This is a genomic window from Bacillus sp. SH5-2, assembly GCF_008368905.1.
GTDB classification, from domain to species: domain Bacteria; phylum Bacillota; class Bacilli; order Bacillales; family Bacillaceae_G; genus Bacillus_A; species Bacillus_A luti.
In genome coordinates, this window is sequence record NZ_QOSD01000017.1 from 18,619 (window position 1) to 41,675 (window position 23,057).

General features: G+C 36.6%; 26 protein-coding genes. 11 read left to right on the forward strand and 15 right to left on the reverse strand.

Annotation, left to right across the window (positions count from 1 at the left end; genetic code table 11):
• Positions 1–8: 8 nt before the first annotated feature.
• Positions 9–602 (forward strand): biotin transporter BioY, encoded by a 594-nt coding sequence (locus DN410_RS12495; RefSeq protein ID WP_149176758.1) that lies wholly within the window; start codon positions 9–11, stop codon positions 600–602.
• Between the two features lie 90 nt (positions 603–692).
• Here the strand turns inward: DN410_RS12495 and galU are convergent, their stop codons facing one another.
• Complete coding sequence (gene galU / locus DN410_RS12500) at positions 693–1,580, reverse strand: UTP--glucose-1-phosphate uridylyltransferase GalU (RefSeq protein ID WP_000757814.1); 888 nt, start codon at positions 1,578–1,580, stop codon at positions 693–695.
• A gap of 108 nt (positions 1,581–1,688) precedes the next feature.
• Complete coding sequence (locus DN410_RS12505) at positions 1,689–3,413, reverse strand: phospho-sugar mutase (protein WP_149176759.1); 1,725 nt, start codon at positions 3,411–3,413, stop codon at positions 1,689–1,691.
• A gap of 143 nt (positions 3,414–3,556) precedes the next feature.
• Between DN410_RS12505 and cdaS the strand changes: the two genes are divergently transcribed.
• Positions 3,557–4,162 carry a sporulation-specific diadenylate cyclase CdaS gene (gene cdaS / locus DN410_RS12510; RefSeq protein WP_149176760.1) on the forward strand — a complete coding sequence of 202 codons (606 nt, stop codon included), beginning with the start codon at positions 3,557–3,559 and terminating at the stop codon, positions 4,160–4,162.
• Positions 4,163–4,247: 85 nt separating this feature from the next.
• Here the strand turns inward: cdaS and pepA are convergent, their stop codons facing one another.
• From pepA to DN410_RS12535, 5 genes are all read right to left on the reverse strand, one after another.
• On the reverse strand, positions 4,248–5,732 hold the full coding sequence (pepA, locus tag DN410_RS12515) for a cytosol aminopeptidase (protein ID WP_149176761.1): 1,485 nt from the start codon (positions 5,730–5,732) through the stop codon (positions 4,248–4,250).
• 154 nt (positions 5,733–5,886) lie between these two features.
• On the reverse strand, positions 5,887–6,513 hold the full coding sequence (locus DN410_RS12520; RefSeq protein WP_141439228.1) for a 3D domain-containing protein: 627 nt from the start codon (positions 6,511–6,513) through the stop codon (positions 5,887–5,889).
• Positions 6,514–6,598: 85 nt separating this feature from the next.
• On the reverse strand, positions 6,599–6,916 hold the full coding sequence (locus DN410_RS12525; protein WP_000027019.1) for a YuiB family protein: 318 nt from the start codon (positions 6,914–6,916) through the stop codon (positions 6,599–6,601).
• The gene (locus DN410_RS12530; protein WP_149176762.1) at positions 6,913–7,419 is read right to left on the reverse strand and encodes an NUDIX hydrolase; all 507 of its coding nucleotides are present in this window, start codon (positions 7,417–7,419) and stop codon (positions 6,913–6,915) included. Before DN410_RS12530 ends, DN410_RS12525 begins: the two co-directional genes overlap by 4 nt.
• Positions 7,420–7,542: 123 nt before the next feature.
• Complete coding sequence (locus DN410_RS12535; RefSeq protein ID WP_149176763.1) at positions 7,543–8,751, reverse strand: NAD(P)/FAD-dependent oxidoreductase; 1,209 nt, start codon at positions 8,749–8,751, stop codon at positions 7,543–7,545.
• Between the two features lie 461 nt (positions 8,752–9,212).
• Between DN410_RS12535 and DN410_RS12540 the strand changes: the two genes are divergently transcribed.
• The 3 genes from DN410_RS12540 to DN410_RS12550 all read left to right on the forward strand — a co-directional run bounded on the left by DN410_RS12540 (position 9,213) and on the right by DN410_RS12550 (position 12,266).
• Positions 9,213–10,202: an NAD(P)/FAD-dependent oxidoreductase gene (locus DN410_RS12540; RefSeq protein ID WP_149176764.1), complete on the forward strand. Its 990-nt coding sequence runs from the start codon at positions 9,213–9,215 to the stop codon at positions 10,200–10,202.
• A 125-nt stretch (positions 10,203–10,327) separates the two neighbouring features.
• Complete coding sequence (locus tag DN410_RS12545) at positions 10,328–10,804, forward strand: GyrI-like domain-containing protein (RefSeq protein ID WP_149176765.1); 477 nt, start codon at positions 10,328–10,330, stop codon at positions 10,802–10,804.
• A 214-nt stretch (positions 10,805–11,018) separates the two neighbouring features.
• Positions 11,019–12,266 carry an MFS transporter gene (locus tag DN410_RS12550; protein WP_149176766.1) on the forward strand — a complete coding sequence of 416 codons (1,248 nt, stop codon included), beginning with the start codon at positions 11,019–11,021 and terminating at the stop codon, positions 12,264–12,266.
• A 17-nt stretch (positions 12,267–12,283) separates the two neighbouring features.
• Here DN410_RS12550 and DN410_RS12555 read toward each other — a convergent pair whose 3' ends face one another.
• Positions 12,284–13,165, reverse strand: a complete 882-nt coding sequence (locus tag DN410_RS12555) for a helix-turn-helix domain-containing protein (protein ID WP_149176767.1) — start codon at positions 13,163–13,165, stop codon at positions 12,284–12,286.
• Between the two features lie 80 nt (positions 13,166–13,245).
• Between DN410_RS12555 and DN410_RS12560 the strand changes: the two genes are divergently transcribed.
• Positions 13,246–13,707, forward strand: coding sequence for a 2-thiouracil desulfurase family protein (locus DN410_RS12560; protein ID WP_149176768.1), 462 nt, complete (start codon positions 13,246–13,248; stop codon positions 13,705–13,707).
• Between the two features lie 29 nt (positions 13,708–13,736).
• Here DN410_RS12560 and DN410_RS12565 read toward each other — a convergent pair whose 3' ends face one another.
• A complete protein-coding gene (locus tag DN410_RS12565; protein WP_149176769.1) occupies positions 13,737–14,090 on the reverse strand; it encodes a YxeA family protein in 354 nt (117 codons plus the stop codon).
• 744 nt (positions 14,091–14,834) lie between these two features.
• Between DN410_RS12565 and DN410_RS12570 the strand changes: the two genes are divergently transcribed.
• Positions 14,835–15,398 (forward strand): GNAT family N-acetyltransferase, encoded by a 564-nt coding sequence (locus DN410_RS12570; RefSeq protein WP_149176770.1) that lies wholly within the window; start codon positions 14,835–14,837, stop codon positions 15,396–15,398.
• A 106-nt stretch (positions 15,399–15,504) separates the two neighbouring features.
• Here DN410_RS12570 and DN410_RS12575 read toward each other — a convergent pair whose 3' ends face one another.
• The 3 genes from DN410_RS12575 to DN410_RS12585 all read right to left on the reverse strand — a co-directional run bounded on the left by DN410_RS12575 (position 15,505) and on the right by DN410_RS12585 (position 17,253).
• Complete coding sequence (locus DN410_RS12575) at positions 15,505–15,858, reverse strand: HesB/IscA family protein (RefSeq protein WP_000573825.1); 354 nt, start codon at positions 15,856–15,858, stop codon at positions 15,505–15,507.
• Between the two features lie 41 nt (positions 15,859–15,899).
• Entirely contained in the window at positions 15,900–16,766 is an 867-nt protein-coding gene (gene dapF / locus DN410_RS12580) for a diaminopimelate epimerase (RefSeq protein ID WP_149176771.1), read from the reverse strand.
• 247 nt (positions 16,767–17,013) lie between these two features.
• Positions 17,014–17,253, reverse strand: a complete 240-nt coding sequence (locus DN410_RS12585) for a YuzB family protein (RefSeq protein ID WP_000595025.1) — start codon at positions 17,251–17,253, stop codon at positions 17,014–17,016.
• Between the two features lie 368 nt (positions 17,254–17,621).
• On the opposite strand from DN410_RS12585, the gene DN410_RS12590 reads away from it, so the two are divergent.
• The 4 genes from DN410_RS12590 to DN410_RS12605 all read left to right on the forward strand — a co-directional run bounded on the left by DN410_RS12590 (position 17,622) and on the right by DN410_RS12605 (position 20,604).
• Positions 17,622–18,692 (forward strand): NAD(P)/FAD-dependent oxidoreductase, encoded by a 1,071-nt coding sequence (locus DN410_RS12590; protein ID WP_149176772.1) that lies wholly within the window; start codon positions 17,622–17,624, stop codon positions 18,690–18,692.
• A 233-nt stretch (positions 18,693–18,925) separates the two neighbouring features.
• Positions 18,926–19,099: an aspartyl-phosphate phosphatase Spo0E family protein gene (locus tag DN410_RS12595; protein ID WP_149176773.1), complete on the forward strand. Its 174-nt coding sequence runs from the start codon at positions 18,926–18,928 to the stop codon at positions 19,097–19,099.
• Between the two features lie 64 nt (positions 19,100–19,163).
• Complete coding sequence (locus tag DN410_RS12600) at positions 19,164–19,823, forward strand: ABC transporter ATP-binding protein (RefSeq protein ID WP_149176774.1); 660 nt, start codon at positions 19,164–19,166, stop codon at positions 19,821–19,823.
• Positions 19,807–20,604 carry an ABC transporter permease gene (locus DN410_RS12605; RefSeq protein WP_149176775.1) on the forward strand — a complete coding sequence of 266 codons (798 nt, stop codon included), beginning with the start codon at positions 19,807–19,809 and terminating at the stop codon, positions 20,602–20,604. Before DN410_RS12600 ends, DN410_RS12605 begins: the two co-directional genes overlap by 17 nt.
• Before the next feature lie 197 nt (positions 20,605–20,801).
• Here DN410_RS12605 and phnA read toward each other — a convergent pair whose 3' ends face one another.
• The 3 genes from phnA to DN410_RS12625 all read right to left on the reverse strand — a co-directional run bounded on the left by phnA (position 20,802) and on the right by DN410_RS12625 (position 22,911).
• Positions 20,802–21,143: an alkylphosphonate utilization operon protein PhnA gene (gene phnA / locus DN410_RS12615; protein WP_000212737.1), complete on the reverse strand. Its 342-nt coding sequence runs from the start codon at positions 21,141–21,143 to the stop codon at positions 20,802–20,804.
• 203 nt (positions 21,144–21,346) lie between these two features.
• A complete protein-coding gene (locus DN410_RS12620; protein ID WP_149176776.1) occupies positions 21,347–22,024 on the reverse strand; it encodes a hypothetical protein in 678 nt (225 codons plus the stop codon).
• A gap of 101 nt (positions 22,025–22,125) precedes the next feature.
• A complete protein-coding gene (locus tag DN410_RS12625; RefSeq protein ID WP_149176777.1) occupies positions 22,126–22,911 on the reverse strand; it encodes a DUF2628 domain-containing protein in 786 nt (261 codons plus the stop codon).
• Positions 22,912–23,057: the final 146 nt, after the last annotated feature.

A 23,057-nucleotide genomic window follows, 5' to 3' on the forward strand; every position in this document is an offset into this window, starting at 1 on the left:
TTAACATTATGAGAAGATTTCACGTTTTAGATTTAGCATTAGCTGCCATGTTCGTTGCTCTTATGGCCATCGGTGCAAATATTGTATCTTGGGCACCATTCTTACAAGTAGCGGGCGTCCCATTATCTATGCAACCATTTTTCGCGATTTTAGCAGGACTTCTTCTTGGAAGTAGACTTGGGGCATTATCAATGACGGTATATATGCTCGTTGGCGTAGCCGGCGCACCAATCTTCGCTAACTTCAAAGCTGGCTTCGGGGCACTTTTAGACCCTACTGGTGGTTTTATTATCGCATTTATTATCGTTGCTTACGTATCAGGAAAATTAGTAGAACAAAAAGAAAGACCAACATTCCGTACATTTGCGATTGCCTCTTTCACAGGAATTATTTTAACTTATATTATCGGTACTACTTACATGTACGGGGCGGTCAATCTCTTTATGGGCGGTAATATGAGCTATAAAACAGCTTGGATGATTATGATGTGGTTTGCAGTAAAGGATATTGTCTTCACAATTATCGGTGCTATTATTGCACCTCGCATATATTATGCTGTACGCCGTTCCGCTTATCAGCATTCTCATTCGACGATTTCATAATACTTTCATCAGTCCTCACCAATTGGGCTGCCCGGCAAAATAGCAAAAAAAAAGAGTTATCTCAGTATACTGAGATAACTCTTTTTTATATTAAGACTCTTGATTCGTATGTTCTGCTAAAATTTTCTGCATCATTGTAACCATGTCACCACGTAATTCTGGGTGTTGCAAGGCCATTTCAATTGTCGTTTGAACGAATCCTAACTTTTCACCTACGTCGTAGCGTTTCCCTTCGAAATCGTAAGCAAATACACGTTGAATTTCATTTAAGTTTTGGATTGCATCTGTTAACTGAATTTCACCGCCAGCGCCGACATTTTGCTGTTCTAAGAACATGAAAATTTCAGGCGTTAAAACGTAACGTCCCATAATTGCTAAGTTTGAAGGTGCTGTACCTGCTGCTGGTTTCTCAACGAAATTACGAACTTGGTAACGACGTCCTTCTTGCTCTAACGGATCAATAATTCCGTAACGGTGTGTTTCATCTTCTGGAACCGTTTGTACACCAATAACAGAAGAAAGCGTTTTATCATATTCTTCGATTAATTGACGTAAACATGGTTTTTCAGCTTGAACGATATCATCACCTAATAAAACAGCAAATGGCTCATCACCGATGAATTTACGTGCACACCAAACAGCGTGTCCTAATCCTCTTGGTTCTTTTTGACGAATATAATGAATGTCTACCATTTTTGAAGAAGCCTGTACTTTTTCAAGTAACTCATACTTTTTCTTTTCTAATAAGTTTTGCTCTAACTCAAATGCATTATCAAAATGATCTTCAATAGAGCGCTTAGTTTTACCAGTAACGATAATAATATCTTCGATTCCTGATTGTATTGCTTCTTCTACGATGTATTGGATAGTTGGTTTATCTACTATCGGCAACATTTCTTTTGGCATTGCTTTTGTTGCTGGTAAAAAACGTGTTCCTAATCCCGCTGCTGGGATTATGGCTTTTCTTACTTTTTTCATCACAAAATACCCTCTCTTCTGTCAGAATCAATAACGATCATTTCCTTACATAGAACAAAAGGGAGATTTCGCTCCCTTTTGTTCCCTACTACTTAAAATTACTTTATATTATAAACGATTCATAATATCTTCTTTAATAGTAAGTAACTTTTGTTCACTATTTTGTAAAGAATTATCTTGTACACCAAAGTAGAACTTGATTTTCGGTTCTGTTCCAGATGGACGTAAGCAGAACCAAGAACCGTCCTCTAATTGATATTTTAACACATTTGATTTCGGTAAGTGAATCTCTTCTTTATGTCCATCTTGTAAAGATGTGACGATGCTTGCTTTATAATCTTCAACTGCTACGACTGTTAAGCCAGCTACTTCCTTCGGAGGATTTTCACGGAATGTTGCCATCATCTCTTGAATTTGTTCCGCTCCGTCTTTTCCTTTTAACGTTAACGATACAAGATCTTCACGGAAGAAACCGTACTTCTCAAATACTTCTAATAGACCGTCGTATAACGTTTTGCCTTGTGCTTTGTAGTATGCAGCTACTTCACATGCAAATAGAACAGATTGTACTGCATCTTTATCACGGCAGAATGGACGGATTAAATAACCATAGCTTTCTTCATAACCGAATTGGAATTCATATTGTCCGCTTTCTTCATACTGTTTAATTTTCTCACCGATAAATTTAAATCCAGTTAACGTATCAACTGTGTCTAAACCGTAGGCTTTTGCAATTGTACGACCAATTTCAGACGTTACGATTGTTTTTAATACAACACCGTTCTCTGGAAGTGTTCCGTTTTCTTTCTTTTGAGACAATAAGTAATCTAGCATTAATGCACCTGTTTGGTTTCCAGTTAATACTTGGAACTCACCATCATGATTACGAACTGCTACACCAAGGCGGTCTGCGTCAGGATCCGTTGCGATTAACACATCAGCTCCAATTTTTTCACCGTCACGAATCGCATACTCAAAAGCAGCATGTTCTTCTGGGTTTGGTGATTTTACTGTAGAGAAGTTCGGATCTGGTAACTCTTGCTCTTTTACAACTGTTACATCTGTAAATCCAACTTCTTCTAAACCACGGCGTACAGAAATATTTGATGTTCCGTGTAATGGTGTAAAGACGATTTTTAAATCTTTACCAACCTTTTGCACCATTTCTTTATTAATAATGACATTGTTCAATTCTGCAGCATATGCATCATCTACTTCTTGTCCAATGATATGTAATAAACCGTCAGCTTTTAATTGCTCCACATCAGCAACCTCAACTGTTAATTCATCTTCTACTGCGTCTACGTAGCTAATTAATTCATCAGCTTCTTTTGGAGGCAACTGCCCACCATCTTCACCGTATACTTTATAACCGTTATATTCAGGCGGATTATGGCTTGCCGTAAGAACGATTCCACTCACTGTATGTAAATGACGAACTGCGAAAGAAAGCACTGGCGTTGGACGTAAGCTTTCAAACACATATGTTGTAATACCGTGTGCACCAAGTGTAGCAGCTACTTCCATTGCAAATTCAGGTGATTTATGACGAGAATCATACGCTACAACAACACCGCGCTTCTTCGCTTCTTCACCTAATTTTTCAATAAACTTCGCTAATCCTTGTGTTGCTTTACGAACTGTATATACATTTAAACGGTTCGTCCCAGCACCAAGTTCACCACGCATACCACCTGTACCAAACTCTAGATTTTTATAAAAGCTATCCTCAATTTTCTTCTCATCTTGTTTCATGTTTTCTAGCTGTTCTTTTAATTCTGCGTCTAACTCTGCATATGAAAGCCAGCGACTAAATTCTTGTTTCCAGTTCATACTTCTATCTCCTCTCGCTTGTCATACCTTTATTATATGAAAAAAACAACCTGTATCTCAATATTTTTTACAATCTAACAGGATTTTACTAGGAATATTTGTATACACTATGATTAAATACTCCACTAAAGGGAATGAGGATTATGCAAGAATGGGGCTTGTCAGAAGAGCTCAAAATACAAACAAAGCAAATGATTGAAATTGCTGAAAAAGAATTATCAATTATGAGAAAAGCAATTGATAAAGAAGATGAATGTATTTTGTGCAAGATGGAAGATATTCATCATATGTTAGCAAATGTACAAACACTGGCAGCTACATACTATATTCAAGCTTATTTATCACCTTATACAGAAAGCTCACAGTTCATTACAACAGCTGTCCAACATTTAAGTGCCAGAAAACATGGTGCTCTTATTGTTGTGGAACGAAACGAGACACTTGAATCTTGTATTCAAACTGGAACAACATTAAATGCTCATTTAACCGCACCACTGCTCGAATCGATTTTTTATCCAGGTAACCCTCTCCATGACGGAGCCGTTCTCGTTAAAAATAATCATATTGTTTCAGCTGCTAATATTCTTCCATTAACGAAAAGCACAGAAGTTGATCCTGAACTAGGAACACGTCATAGAGCTGCAATTGGCTTATCAGAACAAAGCGATGCACTTATATTAGTTGTCTCTGAAGAAACAGGTCGCACTTCATTTGCTTTAAATGGGACCTTATATACGATTTCTTTATAAGACGAATGAAAATGTAGAATAAATCCATTTATACAAAAAAGAAAAGGCTGTCTCCAACATTTGAGACAGCCTTTTCTTCAAAAAATTATTCTTCTCCAAAACGGTCAACAAGTGTTGCCAGTGTACGTACCATTGCACCTGTTGCACCGGCTGGTCCTAAATCATGCGCACCTGTTGTTTCAGATGTTCCAGCGATATCTAAATGTACCCATGGTGTATCTTCTGCAAATTCACCTAGGAATGTACCCGCCATCACTGCATGTCCTTCACGACCTGGTGAGTTATTTAAATCAGCAAATTTACTATTTCTCACACGTTCTTTATCACGGTCAAAAATCGGTAATTGCCAAATTGGCTCATCCGTTTCCATTGAAGCTTCTAACACTTGTTCAAATAGTTCTTCATTATTTGTCATTGCGCCTGTCGTATGATTTCCAAGTGCAACAATTACACCACCTGTTAATGTTGCAACATCAATAAGGTAGTTTGCACCAAGTTTTTTCGCGTACGTAATACCATCAGCTAACGCTAGGCGACCTTCTGCATCTGTATTTAATACTTCAATTGTTTTTCCGCTCATAGATGTAATCACATCGTCTGGCTTAAATGCTGTACCACTTACAACGTTATCAGTTGAAGGAATAACAGCGATCACGTTTTGCTCTGGGCGAAGTTCTCCGATAATCTCCATCGCGCCTAAAACAGAAGCTGCGCCGCCCATATCACCTTTCATACCAACCATGCCTTCACGCGGTTTTAAAGAATAACCACCTGTATCGTATGTAATTCCTTTTCCAACGAATCCAATTACATCTGTCCACTCTTCTTTTCCTTTATAAATAAGAGCAATCATTTTCGGTGGCTCAGTAGAACCTTGGTTTACTGCAAGTAACGCACCCATACCAAGATCTTCCATCTCTTCTTTCTCAAGAACCTTATAATCCATATCATATTTTTCCGCTAATTCAACAGCATACTCAGCAAGTTTCGTCGCTGTTAATACGTTTGGCGGCATATTTACAAGTGTACGAGCTGAATTTGTTGCACGTCCATGTACGTAGCCAACCGTTAATGCCGCTTCAATTTCTTGTGCATCTTCCGCTGTAATAGCCGTGAACTTCTCTAGCTCTACACGATCCTTTTTATCTGTTTTATACGTTTGTAATTCATATGTACCAAGACCCTGTACTTCTGCCGCAATATGAGCTACATCAATCGCATCCAATTTCTCTGTTACGAAAGAATCTAGTAAGATTGCTGCATCTTGTACTTTTGCTGCTTGCAGTGTTTTAAACGCCTTACCAAGAGCCGCACGTAACGTTTCTGTGGTGTAAGACTCCTTCTTACCTAAGCCGACGAAATAATAACGTTTCACATTTGTTTTCCCTAAACTATGTACTTTTGAAATAGCTTTTTTCTTCGTAGAAAGTTCTTTTTCTTCTAATAAAACTTGTAATTGTCCTTCAAACGCTTTATCCAATTCTTGTACAAAACTACTCGTTGTATCTTCCTCAAATAAAGCAACAATTACCGCTTCATGACCTGCTAATTCTTTTTGTACTTGAAACATGTTCAGACCCCCTAAATTTCTCTACTCTACCTTTATTATAACTTTATTTTCGATAAAATGCGACAATTCTAACTTCTATTACATCCTACACAATCCATCTTTCTGCCATTTCTTCTATTATAAAATAAAAAAGTCTAGCGTTATTACCACTAGACTATCTTTGCTTTAAATATTGTCCGCGAAACACTTGCATCGTTTCATCTTGATTTAACATCGTCAACTCTTCTTCTGTAAACTTACCATTTCCTACCTTAACTACATACACATTTACTTTTTTCTTACCCCATTGGCTATAAACATCTTTCACCGTATCATAATACAGATCAAGACGGTTTCCTTTTATTGCACCGCCCTTATCAGCCACTACACCATACCCATAACCTGGTACGAATAGAATCGTTCCAATTGGGAATACGCGTAAGTCCGCAGCGATCGTGGAATATAAATCCCTTTTCACCTTAACACCTGAATATGTAATACCATACTCCGGATGTCCCGGCCTCTTACCAGTCGACTCAATTCCCGACGTATAACCTGTTGCAGTCATTTCAATTGAACGATATTTAGACCAGTCATTTGCCTGCTCTAAAGCATTTATCACTTCTTTACTCGGAGCAACATTTCTCTTAACTTCTGCTGCATGTACTTCTTTTGCACTCGTTCCCTCATATTTCTTTACAATCTCTAATAAAGAAACTCCTGTGAAAGCATTCCATGTTACGCATAATGCGGATACAAGTAAACAAGTCATCATAATGCGAATACAATATCGTTTTAGCATTTTTATATTCCACACTCCTTCATCGTTAATCATTCCCTATACGATGAAAGAATATGCAAAAAAAAATCTCCAAGTGAATTGGAGATTAAAACATTTGATATCCACTTTTCCGAAGTTTCTTAATTACGATTCCCGCTAAAGCAGCCCCTACTAACCCCGTAGATAAAATAAATACATCTGCTTGTCCTAAATGCGATACACTTGTCCCAAATGAAGAAAATGTTTCTTTCGGCTTTGAAAAATAATCCCACACACTCGCTTTATTAATAATGAGCATACAAACAATCGGATACACAATAACCATTACCCATGTAGCTCGCAATATCATGTTGAGTAAAAATCCAATTCCAAAAAACAAAATAAAAAATAGCATCATTGAAATAAGTAGTACCGGTATACTCACTCTTTCTCCCTCTCCTTCGCATGCGCCGTAAATACGTGATAGGCCGTATAACCAAACTGCTCTCCTGGATTTAATGTTTTGTCCATTTCAAGATGTAATTCTGATTTTCTTTCTAACAAATATGTAATAAGCACAGACGTATTTGGATCGTCCGCAATCGTATCTGGATGTAAAAACGCTACTTCAGACAATTCCTTCTCCTGTACAATAATATCTTCCCCTTCAGGCTCCAAAAGAAAAATAATCATATTATCACTAATCTCATTACGAATAACACCCGATCGAACACCAATGATCCCCTTCACGTGAGCGACAATACCTGTCTCTTCTAACACTTCGCGTTTCACAGCTTCATCAACCGTCTCACCTTCATTTACAAAACCAGCCGGTAAAGACCATTTCCCCTTTAATCCACTATATTTTTTCTTAACGAACAGCCATCTGCCATCTTTTGTAGCTACTAGGCCACTGACAGCTAACCACACTTTCCCTCGCTTCTCCATGATGTAATACCCTCCTCTACTAGAACGGACAGAATATTCTTTCTTTTTATATATTATACTATATTTTTAATACGAAAAAAGCAGAAACAGCTGATAGCCGTTTCTGCTTTCTTCTACTATATATTAAAATAACTTCAATTTACCTTTTTTAAGAACTAATAAAGGTCCACCTAATAAGAATAGGTAACGGTTATCGATAACTTTCTTCATGAAGGAAGCTTTCCAACCTGTTAACTTTTTACCCATAACAACGCCCATTGCATCGTCATGACCTAAAGAACATACAGATCCTTTATTGTCGAATGCGAATTTTTTCATTTCGCCTTTGCCACGAACTAACACAGTTAAGTTGTGTGCAATGTTGTAGCCTTGTTGAATTGCAATTTGTGCTGTTGGTGGGTATGGACGGTTAATTTCCTCGTTAATGATTAACGCTGCATCACCAACCATGAATACATCTTCGTATCCTGGAGCGTGCATGTACTCATCAACTTTAACGCGGCCGCGCATTGCTTCAAAGCCAGACTCTTCCACAATACCATTACCACGAACACCTGCAGCCCAAACTACTGTTTCAGACTTAATTAATTCAGTATCATCGCCGTTTGCAACGATAATACCTTCTTCAGTTCCTTCTTTAATTGCTGTACCGATGCGGAATTCTACGCCTTTTTTCTCAAGTTGTTTCACAGCATATTCTACTAATGCTGGATCAAAACCTGGAAGTGCTGTTGGAGCAGCTTCTACACAGATGATACGTGCTTTTTCACGTGGTACATTGTACTCTTTGCAAAGTTCAGGAACGCGGTTTGCAAGCTCACCTACGTACTCGATACCAGTAAATCCAGCACCACCAACAACGATTGTTACTAACTCATCGCGTTGTTCAGTTGCATACTTAGCGAAACTAGCTTCCATATGCTCACGAATTTGACGAGTTGCATTAATGTTAGCAATTGAGAATGCATGCTCTTTTAATCCTGCAATACCGAATGTTTCTGACTCGAAACCAAGACCGATTACTAAGTAATCATACTCTAATTCGCCATTTTGTAAGATAATACGTTTTTCAGCAGCTTTAATTTCTACTACTGTATCTTGTACAAAGTTCACTTTATTTGTATCGATAACGTCTTGAATATCTAGACAGATTTTTTCATCTTGTAATGTACCAGCTGCGCTCTCGTGTAACCAAGTCGCTTGGTAGTGATAGCTGTTGTTGTTTACTAACGTAATTTCAGCTTCATTTACAGATAATGCTTTTTGCAGACGAACAGTCGTAATCATCCCGCCATAACCTGCACCTAAAACTACGATTTTTGGAGTCTTCACCAAATCACAACCCTTTTCTTTATATAATAGTAATAAAAATAATACCAAGTACTAAAAACTCTATTTGTCAAGAATGTGGAATTTATCACATTCTATATCGTAACAAAACGCAGTCAAAAAATCGTACGAATTTTGTCATAGAAATTTAACATAATACTTCCCTATATTAGTCGGTTTTATTACAGAATTCAAGCATCTGGAGAATTATCAATATTTTAAAATAACATAGCGTTTTCAAGGGTTTTTCAGCCTTTTTTTCATGTATTTTCCTTTCCCTATATTTTATACAATGTAAAAAACATCTATGCGAAAACTTACACACAATTCAGTCGTTTTCAGAAGTATTATGAACTCAAATATGCTATCATTTATTTGAAAGTGTCATCATTTGCAGGATTTTCGTGTACATATGAACAATATATGAAATCAATATCAAAATTCCATCTATAGGGGGAATGAAAGTGGCAGAAAATCAAAAAGTTTACGACATAACAATTATTGGTGGCGGTCCAACAGGACTATTCACAGCATTTTATGGCGGTATGAGACAAGCAAGTGTAAAAATCATTGAAAGCTTACCTCAGCTTGGAGGACAATTATCCGCACTCTACCCTGAAAAATACATTTATGATGTAGCTGGATTCCCAAAAGTGCGTGCACAAGAATTAGTTGATAACTTAAAAGAGCAAATGAAGAAATTTGATCCAACCGTTTGCTTAGAAGAAGCTGTTGATACCCTTGAAAAACAAGCTGACGGTATATTTAAACTTGTTACGAATAAACAAACGCACTATTCCAAATCAGTTATTATTACTGCTGGCAATGGTGCTTTCCAACCACGCCGCTTAGAATTAGAAGGTACAGCAAAATATGAAAAGAAAAACTTACATTACTTTGTTGATGATATGAATAAATTTGCTGGCAAGCGTGTCGTAGTATTTGGTGGCGGCGACTCAGCGGTAGACTGGACAATGATGTTAGAACCAATCGCTGACAAAGTTACAATCGTTCATCGCCGTGATAAATTCCGTGCACATGAACATAGCGTCGAAAACTTAATGAATTCTCGCGCAGAAGTAAGTACACCGTATGTTCCAGTTGAACTCATTGGTGATGACAACATTGAACAAGTCGTTCTTCAACACGTAAAAACTGAAGAAAAAGTTATCATTGATGTGGATGACGTAATTGTAAACTACGGCTTCGTTTCTTCTCTTGGTCCAATTAAAAACTGGGGCTTAGATATTCAAAAAAACAGCATTCTCGTTAACTCGAAAATGGAAACAAATATTCCTGGCATTTATGCTGCTGGTGACATTTGTACATATGAAGGAAAAGTAAAACTCATTGCTTGCGGCTTCGGTGAAGCACCGACAGCAGTAAACAATGCAAAAGCTTACTTCGATCCAAATGCAAAACTTCAACCGATGCATAGCTCAAGTATGTTTTAATATAGAAATGAAAAGAACTCCTTTTATGCGAAGGAGTTCTTTTTTTATTACGCTACCGTTCCCTTCCAAAATATGTTACAATTAGCAAGAACAAATGTTCTATTTAATAAGGGGGATATTTTAAAATGAAAGAACCTATCATCATAAAAAAAGAAGCTTTCCAAGCAATCGGCGTTTCGATTACGACGACAAATGAAATAGAGGCATCTACTGAAGGAAAAATTCCCGGGCTTTGGAACCGATACTTCCAAGAACAAATGATGCATCACATCCCAAATCAACAAACGAAAGAAACATTCGCTTTCTATTCAAATTACGAATCAGATGAAACTGGTACATATCAATTTACAATCGGTATGCCCGTTTCTTCATTAGAAAACGTTCCTGAAAATATGACATCTTTAACAATACCTGCCGCTACATACGCGGTATTTACAACGAGAAAAGGGCCAGTTGCTGAAGTCGTTTGCGAGGCTTGGGAATACATTTGGCAATGGTCGAAAGAAAATAAACGCGCTTTTACAACAGACTTTGAGCTTTATGATGAAAGAGCGTTAGATCCAAATAATGTACAATTGGATATTTATATTGCGCTAGTTTAAAAAAAGATGCCCTTTCGGCATCTTTTTTTGTCGTTAAATAGCCACTGTGCAAATCCAACATTATTGTCTACAATGAGAAAGTGCAGTATAGAAATATTAGAAACTGTATAAAGTGAAACTATACCCACTCGGGGTTTTACTATCCGTTAACGCGGGACAAAACGATTGTTAACAGATTTTTTAGTTTAAATTTGTCACATAGAAAGGAAGCAATATGGAGGAACTACAACAAAATAAATCTGCTTTAGAAGAAAATGCGAAACCGTTATTAAAAAATACGAATTTCCTTTTTCTTTGGGCAGCTACTCTTTTTTCAAGTTTTGCTTTAGCCTTTTTTACATTTTCACAAACGTGGTACATAGCAAAAACATTAAACCTTGAAGCTTCACTCGGTGTTGTTTTCGTAGCCCTTAGTGTTCCAAGGCTTATTTTTATGATTGTCGGCGGCGCTGTAGCTGATAAATTCCCGAAAAAAAATATTATGTTTTACTCCAACATTATTCGAGCGATTCTTGTCGCAACCATTCTCACATGGTTTATCGTTGGTGATGTAACACTATATACATTTGCTTTATTCGCTTTATTCTTTGGACTAGCTGACGCTTTCTTCTGGTCCGCAGACGGATCAATTTTGCCAGAACTAGTAGAAAAAAGCCGTTTAACACAAGCAAATTCACTTACACAAATGACAAACCAAGCATCGGTCATCTTAGGCCCTGTACTTGGCGGTATTCTTATTAAATTTACGAACTATGAAACAATCTTTTCGATCACGATTTTGCTGCTAATCGTCGCAGCCATACTCGTTCAAAAAATACAATTTACAGTGCCAGAACAGCAAAATACAGACAAAGGCATGTTCACTTCTATAAAAGAAGGAATCTTATACGTAAAGGAATCACCATTCCTTTCCACTTTCCTTATTTGTAGCGCCTTTCTAAACTTATTTTTAATCGGCCCGATGCAAGTCGGTTTCCCGCTCTTTGTCAAAAACGTGCTGCACGGTGACTCGCTCCAGTTCAGTTACTTAGAAGCATCTGTAGGCGGTGGAATGGCAATAGGCGCTGTCATTGTCGGATTAAAAAATATTAATCGTAGACGCGGATTATTTTGCATTATCATGATGCTACTGTCTGGTGTATTCTTCTTATCCATCAACTTTAGCACCGTACTGTGGCAAGCATTATTAGCCGGCATGTTTTACGGTATTACAATCGCAATGGCGATTGTTCCGCTTATGGCTATGATTCAATCGACAGTAAAGGAAGAAATGATGGGACGCGTAATGAGTTTGCTTATGCTATCATCCATGGGCTTTATTCCGCTCTCTTATGCATTCACATCCATTGCGCTTGCAATAGGAATTCCAATCGTAACCGTTATGAAAAGTGGTGCAATCGCGGTTATTGTCTTCGTACTATTTGTAGCGATTCGTGTTCCAGTTGTAAGAAAGTTCGATTAGCTAATTAGAGTCATGTGTTATACGCATGGCTCTTTTTCAAATGGATCAAACAGCGATATCCCCTTACTTCTCCTTAATGCAGCTCCCCACTCTAATCCAACCTCTAAAAATAAATCCCGCACCGTACTATATAAAAGTGCTCCAATGTCTTTACGAATTTCCCCATATTTATCTGCCCTCACTACACTTTTCACGCGCCAAATGAAATTTCCATACACTTCTTCATCAGCTAATATTTGATCTAGTAAAACCCCTTGCTCTAGTAGTCCACTCTTTTTATACGCAAGCTCCACCTTACTCCAAAGTATGTTAATCTTCTTCGGATTACTCGTCATTGGCACCAGTGCATATATAAAAGGCTTCGGTATATCGTGACGACAATACGTTTCATCAAGCTCGTACGTTCCTTTTCTTTTCTCTTTTATTTGTGGAATGTTTTTAGAAAGAATTGTTTCCCCCTCACTTTTTTGCTCCTTTCCGCTACAGCCCGCTGCACGATTCTCACTTTCACATGCGGACATTTTCATACGGTCATCCATGCGGTCAATTGCAGAAGTAAGAAATACATATAAATTCGCACTATAACCGCCGCGCTTATGTCTCTCTTTTGTTGCAACACGCTTTATAATTCCTAGTTCCTCTAGCTTTGCAATTGAACGGCGTACTGTACGAATACTCTTTCCAACATTCGTCGCAATCGTCTCCATTAACGGACAAGCGACCCCCACCGTTTTTTGTTTCTCATTCACCGCATACTTTCCTAAAAAATGAATAATGATAGAATCAGTTTTATTTAATTGAAATCGGTAGCACTTCAAAACTTGTTTTTGATATGTATTGAACTCTTCTTTACTTTGAAATTCACTGTATGGTTTCATTAAATTATATAAGCTTCCCATTTTTATCACCTCATATATAAGTAAGAGGCAGGAAGGGAATTTTGCGTGACAATTAATATTTTTTTACTGGAGATGAAAATATGATCGTAATTAGCGCTTGTTTAGGTGGTATCGCTTGTCGGTATGACGGCAATGACAATCTCGTTTCAAAAATAGAGGAGCTTTTGCAACAAGAAGATACAGTCCTCATTTGTCCGGAAGTATTAGGAGGATTGCAAACACCTCGTCCCTCAGCCGAAATTATTGGCGGGAATGGCGATGACGTTTTGGATGGAAAAGCGAAAGTGATGACAAAAGACGGTGAAGATGTCACAGAATCTTTCGTGAGTGGTGCTTATAAAGCGCTAGAACAAATTAAAAATTTACACCCAGAATATATTATTTTGAAAGAACGCAGCCCATCTTGTGGTAGTTCTACGATTTACACTGGCGAATTTAACGGGAATAAACAAATTGGTTATGGGGTAACAACAGCTTTATTCAAAAGACATGGATTTAAAGTTATTTCAGAAGAGGATTTTGAAAATCAAAAAAGGAATTGACCCTGTTCGTCAATTCCTCTTTATCTATCTTATTTCACATTTAATTTTTCTTTCACTTTCGCTGGAAGCTCGTCTTTCTTTACTTCTTCCCAAGCTGATACACCTTTTTTATCTGAGTGATATACACGTAAGAATGCATCTTTGCGTAAGTTTTTTTGTGCAGTAAATTCTAATTCTTTTTCTTTACCTTCTTTATCAAATCCGATTAGTTTATATTGGTAATCCTTATAAGGCTGACCATTATCAGCTTTACCATTATACTCTTTTCCATCTACTGTAATTTGAACATAGTACTCATCTTTCCCCATACGGTTTAAATCACAACCAACTAACAGACTTGCAAATACAACTAAAATACTAAATAGTGCAATGTATCTTTTCATTTCCTTCACCTCATATGTTTTTTCTTATATTCTTATCTTAAAGCCCAAAGCTTAAAGAAGAAATTCAAAAACATGACATGAACATTACACTTTTGTAAGATAATAATTATTTCTTCACTCTAGAAACTGTCATCCCATCACCAATTGGAATGACAGTACCGATTCTAAATTCGGATGAGCTGCTACTTCATTATAAAAGCCTTAAAGGAAATGAATTAATCATCCCCCTTAAGGCTTTTTATCCTCTATCTCTTTACTGCCAATTTTTCATGTATCTATTACCGCCAATAACGTCTTTCACGTCAGTTTCGCCACTTGTCACGGATTTTATCACGTAATTTCCTTATACAGTTTATTACGCCTTCTATTATGCATTCTATTATAATATCTATCACAAGGTATCTTATAAATCTAAGAATAGGACCTATAACGTACTTCACTACAAATTCAAAAATATCCTCCAGCATATATCTCCTCTTTCTACCTTTCAATTATAACTGGAAAAAAGATAACTTTAAAAGAAGCTCAAATAAATAAATAAATAATAATGCATGAGTTGAACAACTTAAAGCTACTTCGGCGGCTATTTTTTGTACCAACTGGTAGTTTCGTTCTCGATATGTGAAAAGGGATTTCTAAATGATGAAGTGAATATATATTTATTGTTTTCTAACTTTTGAGCGAAAGTTTTTTTACATACGTTTCATTCTGTCCTAATTTACAGTTTTCGAGAGGGGAAATACTATGGATCCTATTTTATTAGATGTTCCGTTACAAATAGAAACAGACCGACTCATTCTTCGAGCACCACTCCAAGCAGGTGAAGGGAATGTAGTACATGAAGCTATTAAAGATTCAATTCATGAATTAAAGCAATGGTTGTCTTTATTCCAGTCCATTCCTACTGTTAAAGAAACGGAAATCCTCCTGAGAAATGCGCATATAGATTTTTTGAAAAGAGAAAGCTTTCGCTATCTTATCTACCATAAGGAGACGAATGATTTTGTTGGAACAGCTAGCCTTCACCGAATTAATTGGAAGGTTTCTAAATGTGAAATTGGATACTGGGTTAACACGCAATTTAGTGGCAGTGGCTATATGACAGAAACAGTAAGTGCGTTAACAAACCTTGGATTTCAGTTATTCAAATTTAGAAGGATTGAAATCCGATGTGAATGTAATAACACGAAAAGTCGTGCAATCCCTGAAAAACTAGACTTTGAACTTGAAGGGATATTACGTAATGAAGATTTTTCAGCTGACGGCAAACAACTAACTGATACTTGCATCTATGCAAAGATAAAGTGAAACTTTAATCAGCCCTCACCAATTGGGCTTTTACGGCAAAATAAAAGACCTTTTTAGCGATGGAATAAAATCGCTAAAAAGGTCTTTTTCTATTTCGGCTAAAACCTTAGCACTCTTCTGGTTTACCAGCATTCGATGCTGTACGGAAAGATGATCCACATCCGCATGATGCGATTGCGTTTGGATTATCGATTGTGAATCCGCCGCCAAGCATAGATTGTTTATAATCAATTTTTACTCCTTTAACAATGGGAGCACTTTCTGTATCGATAACAAATTCAACACCGAAAAATTCAAGAACTGTGTCGTCTTCTTTTGGTTCTACTTCAAATCCTAAGCCGTAAGAAAGACCGCTACATCCGCCGCCGTGTACAGCAAGGCGCACATACTTCTCTCCATCTTCAGCATCTTTTAACATATCTTTAATTTGAAAAGCTGCTTGTTCTGTTACTTCAATCATGAAATACACCTTCCTTTCTGTTCTTAGTCCATTATACATCTTTACGCTTCTATCTTGTACTCATACACTCCGCGGCAAATTACTTCCGCAGGTCCTTTCATCAACACGTTTCCTTCTTCAGTCCACGCAATCATTAAGTCTCCGCCAGCTAAATGAACGGTAATTTCTTTACCACGTTCCATCTTTCCATTCAAAATAGCAGCTACCACCGCCGCACATGCCCCTGTTCCGCAAGCTTGCGTTACACCAGATCCTCGTTCCCAAACACGGAAGTTCATCTCTTCTTCATTCAAAATCTCGATAAATTCAACGTTCACTCGCTCTGGGAACATTTCATGTGTCTCAAGAACTGGACCAAGTGTTGTAAGAGGTGCTTGTTCTACATCCTCAACCAAAATAACCGCATGCGGGTTTCCCATTGAAACAGCTGTAAATGCATAACGATGATTATTATATAAGAAGTTTTCACGAATAAATGGCGTTTCACCTTCGCCAAGCATCGGTATTTCTGCACGTGTTAGACGCGGTGCTCCCATATCGATTTTCGCTAATGTCACGACACCATCTTCTACTGTTACTTCCGCCGTTACAATGCCAGCTAACGTTTCAATTGTGAAAACTGTTTCTTCTACTAGTTTATGCTCATACGCATATTTCGCTACGCAGCGTAAACCGTTACCACAACTCTTTCCTTCAGAACCATCATTATTAAACATGCGCATTTTCACCGGAGCTACGTCTGAAGGGCAAATTAAAATCATCCCGTCTGCTCCAATACCAGTATTAATATTTGAAACCTTTTCCGCCACAAGAGCTAACTCTTCTTCAGGAATTTGTTCTTCAAACATATTTACATATATATAACTATTGCCAAGACCATGCATTTTTGTAAAAGAAAATTGGCTCATTTATATTCACTCCAAAAATAATTTGTTATTTTAAGTATAGAATGCATGCTTTTAGAACACAATATGAATGTCCCCCGTTTCTCATATTTGACAACGTTTGGCGATGAGCCACTCTTACACACACAGTGTGTAAGAAAAAAGCCCTTCTAAAAGGGCCTTTTTTTATTTATCTATAGTATTAAACTACCCTCCAAAATAACGTTTTATCTAAAATAAAATGAAAAAGGCGCTGCTCATTCGCAACACCTTAAAACATTGGATTTTCATCCAAATAATCATATACATTATTTACAAGTTCTTCTACTGTCGCACCTTGTACAACTTCACCATTCACAAGTGCAAATGGGCCTTCAAAACAAATACCACAATATCCTAAACAACCATATTCCATTACATCTAAATTAGGATCTTTTTCTAATTTCTCTAAAGCTGCTTGCGAACCACTTGCAAGGTTACCTACACAAAATTCAATTAATGGTTTAATCAAAATTCTCCCCCCTGTACTACAAAACAAATTACCTTCTGACATCTATAAGAAGAAAACTAAGCTGTTTCTCGTTGTTTTCGTTACACTTATTAAACTATTCAATTCCTTCACTGTTTTACTTCAAAGTAAATATTTTTCTCTATATAAATATATTCACGACGGCGCTTTTCGCCCCTCACAATGAAATAGTAACTAAAGAAAGAAAACAGTTTACTTTACTTTTCTTCTTATTGTACAACAGAGTATTCATTCATGCATTGTTATTTGTTCACAAATTCGATATAATTTGATTGAGTAAAGTCGAAATATTTTATTAATATAAAATTTTAGGATTAGGGGATATTTCAACAGAAAAGGGGTAATCCATCATGAAACACCTCGTAATACTAGGTGGCGGCTACGGTGGAATGAGAATTCTGCAACGGCTACTTCCAAGCAACCAACTTCCGGATGATGTACAAGTGACATTAATCGACAAAGTACCATACCATTGTTTCAAAACTGAATATTATGCATTAGTAGCGGGTACAATTTCAGAAACGCATATTCGCATACCGTTTCCTGAGCACCCACGCCTTAATATTCAATACGGCACAATAACAAATATTGATCTCGAAGAAAAAGCTGTTCATCTTGATGGCGGCGAAGCAATCCAATATGATGATTTAATTATTGGACTTGGCTGTGAAGATAAATATCATAACGTTCCTGGTGCAAAGGAATATACACACAGTCTACAATCGATTGAACAAACACGTAAGACATATGAACAATTAAATAGCCTAGAACCGAATGCAACAGTTGCTGTTGTTGGTGCTGGCTTAAGTGGCGTTGAAGTAGCAAGTGAACTTCGCGAAAGCCGTTCTGATTTAAAAATCTATTTATTTGATCGAAAAGATAGAATTTTATTCCCATATCCAGAGAAATTAAGTAGATATGTAGAAGAATGGTTTGTAAAGCATAACGTTAACATTATAAGAAACTCTAACATTACAAAAGTAGAACCGAATATTGTGTACAACCACGATGAACCACTTGAATGTGATGCAATCGTCTGGACAGCTGGTATTCAAGCAAATGAAGTTGTTCGAAACCTTCCAGTTGAACAAGATGGTAGCGGACGGGTTGTTTTAACAAAATATCACAATATTCCAAATAACGAGCACGTTTACGTTGTAGGAGATTGTGCAGCACTTCCACATGCACCATCTGCTCAGCTTGCTGAAGGTCAAGGAGAGCAAATTGTCCAAATATTATTAAAACGTTGGAATAATGAGCCACTTCCTGATGAACTACCTGTTATAAAATTAAAAGGTGTTCTCGGTTCTCTCGGTAAAAAGCACGGATTTGGTTTACTAGCAAATCAACCATTAATGGGGCGTGTACCGAGATTATTAAAATCTGGTCTTCTTTGGATGTACAAATATCATAAAGGTTAATATTTTAAAGGCTGTCTACTATGTAGGCAGCCTCTTTGCATCCGTAAAAAATAATTATCAGACATATTTTTCTCAACATGAATCATGTTTTATTTTTCATTTTTATATTAAAAACTACGGATGAAAAGTGTATGCTATTTATAAGTTGTTTTATTATTTCCTTTAAGACCGAATTCATTCGGTCTTATTTTTTATGTAATACATACTTTTTTAGGAGGCATTACAATTCACTTATGAATGTAACGAAACTAAACGATCGAATAGAAATGAAGAAGAAAGAATTGGTCTATCTTGTTGAAAAGTACGGATTCACTCATGATAAAGTAATTTCTTTCAGCCAAGAATTAGATCGCTTACTTAACTTGTTACTAGAGCTTAAAACGCAAAAGAAACGGTGCTCTTTATAACCTTATTTTTCTATTTCCCTCTCTTTTTTGATACGATATAACTAGAATCAGAAAGGAGCCATCTATGTTTATATTAAAAGACATTACATATAAAGATATACTAAGTATTCCTTATTTACAGATTCAAAAAGAAAAAATCACATGTATTATCGGTGAAAGCGGGAGCGGAAAAAGTACATTGCTCCGCATGCTAAATGATTTACAATCTCCAACATCCGGCACAATTGAATATAACGGAAAACTAATTTCTGATTATCCCCCTATTCAATTACGACGGGACGTAGTCATGCTTGGGCAAACCCCACCTATTTTTGATGGCACGATTAAAGATAATCTATTAATGGGACTTCGTCTTTCTGAAAAACTATTTCCAAATGATGATATTTTGCGAAGCGCATTAACGTCTGTTAGCTTAGAAAAAAAATTAGAAGCCAACGCTAATTCATTATCAGGCGGGGAAAAACAACGACTTGCTTTTGCACGTATTGTACTCATGGATCCACCTGTCTATTTATTAGATGAACCAACTTCGGCGCTAGATAGTGATACAGAACGCCGTGTTATGAAACAATTTACTATACTGGCAAGAGAAAAGAAAAAAACAGTTATCTTTATCACACACTCACAAAAGCTTCCAGAAGAAATTGCGGACGATATTATTGAGATTAGTAAAGCAAACGGTGCAACTAGAAAGGAAGTGCTCTCAGTTGAAGAGCGTTATTGAACTCCAAATTTGGCAACTTGCCGCTGCATATATTTTCATTCTTGTTTTAATTGGACTTGTGAAATTAAAAGGGATACCTCGCGAAAAACAAATTGCGCTCGCAACGTTCCGTATGACAATTCAGCTCGTACTCGTTGCTTACGTCCTAACATACGTATTTGAAAATAGTAACCCATTTTATACAATTGCTCTCATTACTTCTATTACTACCTTTGCAATTTTTAATATTTATAAACGAGTTAACATCCCAATGTCTAAAGAATTAAAACGAGTAGCCGCCCTTTCTATGGTTGCTGGATCAATTGGGCCACTTCTACTATTTATCTTTGTTATTATTGGGCACGACCCATGGTATGCGCCGCAATATATCGTTCCGATTACGGGAATGTTAGTTGGTAATGCCATGACAGGTGTTTCTCTTGGTGCCAATACGTTCTTAAACAATATGAAATCGCAAAGAGGTCAAATTGAAGGGGCACTTATGCTAGGCGCAACACCGAAAGAAGCCGCTGCCCCGCTCATACGTGACGCTTTTGACTCTGCCATTTTACCAACAATCAACTCTATGGTCGGGATGGGAATTATAAGCTTGCCAGGCATGATGACTGGTCAAATATTATCTGGTGTATCACCATTCACAGCCATTCAATATCAAATCGCAATTATACTCGGTATTTCAGGAAGTACTGCTTTCGCTGTTATTATCTTCTTGCAGCTCGGATATAAAACGTTCTTTAATAAGCGTTGTCAGTTGAAAGAAGTGGATTATGGTGCGCGGTGAATCATACTTCTTGCTCAGCAAATGATACACCGTTCTCGGTAAGTGAAATTATACCGACGATTTTTCGAATATATCTATCATAACTCAAAATATATCAACGATTTTTGAAATATATCGACGATTCGACAAGGAATATCGACTTACCGACAAAAAATGACATAATAAAAAGAGGAGGCCTATACGCCTCCTCTTTTTACTTACGCCTTCTTAACGAACTGTGATTTTAACTTCATAGCTCCGAAACCGTCGATTTTGCAATCGATATCGTGATCGCCATCAACTAGACGGATACTCTTTACTTTCGTACCGATCTTCACAACTGAAGACGTTCCTTTTACTTTTAAATCTTTAATGACAGTAACAGCATCGCCATCTTGAAGAACGTTTCCGTTCGCATCTTTTACAACTTTTGCACCATCATTATTTTCAGCTTCTGCTTCTTGGCCCCACTCATGAGCACATTCTGGACATACGAAAAGAACGCCATCCTCATACGTATATTCTGAATTACATTTTGGACAATTTGGTAAAGTAGCCATAAATTCATTTCCTCCGTTCATTATTTATACGTAAAAATCAAAATTGATGTTTACATCTCGATAAATAAAATTTGTATAGCATTTCTTTATAGTGCCATAGTCTCACGTTATTGACAAGCCTACCTCAAATTCTCATTTTTTATTGTATTTTACAAAATTTCAATTCGTATGGTGTTTTGTATTCACATGTTTCGTTAATTAGCTTATTCGACATGTACTTCTTCCATCCAACTACTTGTCTTAGATTTCACTACTATTAAGTGCTCGTTTTCCCATTTTAGTTTACCTAAAAATCTAGAGTAGACTACTTCATTCCCTACTTCTTCTACGAGTAATTTATTTACCACTCTTAGCCCTTTATCGTTATACACTTCACACATTAGCTGAAATCCTTCCGAACGATGAATTCCTTTTAATATAGCCGTTTTCTTTCGACTTGGGCTCTTCTTCGGGGTTTTATCCACTAAAAATACAATCTCATAATTCTCTTTCTGAATTTCCTGAAGTGCTTCATTCACATGCTCTTTAATCATTTCTATTGATAATTTTGAATATTTTTCAATAGCTGGTACGACATAGAGGTGAACCAACTCACAAAAATGCTTATATTTCTCATCAACTGATTCCAGATTCAAAAATTGCATATAATCATAAGGCATGTATATACAAATCTTCCCCAGAGCCTCATGTAGTTCATAAGAAATATCTTTATTAGGATTAGCTAGACAATATATATCAATATTTTCTACAGTTCCTAATCCAAGATCTAACCTACTTAACTTCTTTGAAAAAATTAATTCAAAAATTCTCATTTCGTGTAATCGATTATAATGTTTTTTAGGACGTTTCTTAGCCCAATCATAAAAATGAACATCCATCATACTACCTTTTCCTCCTAATATCATTTACTTTCCTAATATATAAAAAGAAGAACCTTCACAAGATTCTTCTTTTCAAAACTAACGAGTTCTCACTAGAACCCTCAACTATTTTCTTCAATGTAAAATTGATACTCTTCTAACTCTTCTTCACTTAATTTCTTATTATTCTCATGTACTTCTTGCCATTCAAAATAATCTTCACTAAAATAAACAGCAAATTTAATTTTCACGTTTTTCTTCTCCATATAATCATAACCAGTAAACTCTACTACGTCATAATCTTGTTCTTTCTTCACAAGCTTCCATGTTGGATTATCAGTCATAACCTCTAAAGTAAATCCTTCATCACTTGAACGAACAACATTTTTAATATTTGGCTCAGTTGGTAAAAGAGAGAGTCCAAACATCGCTCCACCAAACACGATCCCAATTATAACTTGTAAACCAATCATGCCAGCAAAACTAGCGCCGCCTTTTGATTGTAAGTAATATGCCTTCTCATGATCAGGCATATCTTCTCCCTTATGTAAAACACGAACAGCATGCTTATAATATAGACGGTTTCCTTGCCACCCAGTAAATATCATCATTCCTAATTGAAGAGCTAAGCTACATGTTAAATAAATCCCATCGGGAATATCTATAAAAGGAGTTACAACGATACTAGGTACCGCCAATAACGTAAGTATAATAAACAACTTATACATTTTACGATAAGCTAACCAAAAAGTTGGGAAGAAAAAGGCTACCCAATTCCACGTATTTCCTTGCGCTGGATTTTCTACTTTCCCCCACTTAAAGTCATAATAAGCTGTATTCTTTTTAACAACTTTATGTAAATCTTGCGTAGAAATTGTTTCTTGTAAAACAGTGTCCTTCACGTACATCATCCTTCTCTTATTTCTATATAACTTTATTGTATACATACAGAACGAAGGAACCTAACAAAAAGTACATATATTTCATAAAAATGAACGGAAATCGAACATATTCCAACAATTATCCGTTTCTTATTCCATTTTACTTTTAAATA